The sequence below is a fragment of the Winogradskyella litorisediminis genome, assembly GCF_042675765.1.
Lineage (GTDB): Bacteria > Bacteroidota > Bacteroidia > Flavobacteriales > Flavobacteriaceae > Winogradskyella > Winogradskyella litorisediminis.
Map to the genome: position 1 here is coordinate 1 of NZ_JBHTJL010000004.1, position 1,233 is coordinate 1,233.

Annotated in this window: 1 protein-coding gene; it reads left to right on the forward strand. The window is 45.3% G+C overall.

All coding sequences use genetic code 11. The features are described 5' to 3' along the window. On the forward strand, window positions 1-1,233 hold a 1,233-nt coding region (locus ACFQ1Q_RS02160; protein WP_386127522.1), incomplete at both ends, for a MopE-related protein.

The window sequence follows — 1,233 nt, forward strand, 5'->3', positions numbered from 1 at the left end:
TCGGTTGCTGCTGATTTCTGCCAGACTACTGCGCCTGCTGGTTATGCAGATAACAACACCGATTGTGATGATAACGATGCCTATGAGTTCCCTGGACAAACTTGGTATATCGATGCCGATGGTGATAACTACGGTACAAACCAAACTACAGCTTGTGAGCGTCCTACTGATGGATTCCTTGCCTCTGAGTTAACTGGTACTGCTGATTGCGATGATAGCAACGCTAGTATCAACGCACCTATAACTTATTATGAAGATAATGATGGTGATGGATTTGGCTCTTCGGTTGCTGCTGATTTCTGCCAGACTACTGCGCCTGCTGGTTATGCAGATAACAACACCGATTGTGACGATACTGATGCCAACGAGTTCCCTGGACAAACTTGGTATATCGATGCCGATGGTGATAACTACGGTACAAACCAAACTACAGCTTGCGAGCGTCCTACTGATGGATTCCTTGCCTCTGAGCTTTCTGGTACTTCAGATTGTGATGATGGCAACGCTAGTATCAACGCACCTATAACTTATTATGAAGATAATGATGGTGATGGATTTGGTTCTACAACAACAGCGGAGTTCTGCCAAACAACAGCACCTGCTGGATACACAACTAACAACACCGATTGTGACGATACTGATGCCAATGAGTTCCCTGGACAAACTTGGTATATCGATGCCGATGGTGACGATTACGGTACTAACGAAACGACGGCTTGTGAGCGTCCTACTGACGGATTCTTAGCCTCTGAGCTTTCTGGTACTTCAGATTGTGATGATAGCAACGCTAGTATCAATGCACCTATCACTTATTTTGAAGATAATGATGGTGATGGTTTTGGTTCTACAACAACAGCGGAGTTCTGCCAAACAACAGCACCTGCTGGATACACAACTAACAACACCGATTGTGACGATACTGATGCCGATGAGTTCCCTGGACAAACTTGGTATATCGATGCCGATGGTGACGATTACGGTACAAACCAAACTACAGCTTGTGAGCGTCCTACTGATGGATTCCTTGCCTCTGAGTTAACTGGTACTGCTGATTGTGATGATGGCAATGCTAGTATCAACGCACCTATAACTTATTATGAAGATAACGATGGTGATGGATTTGGCTCTTCGGTTGCGGCTGATTTCTGCCAGACTACTGCGCCTGCTGGTTATGCAGATAACAACACCGATTGTGATGATAATGATGCCGATGAGTTCCCTGGACAAACTTGG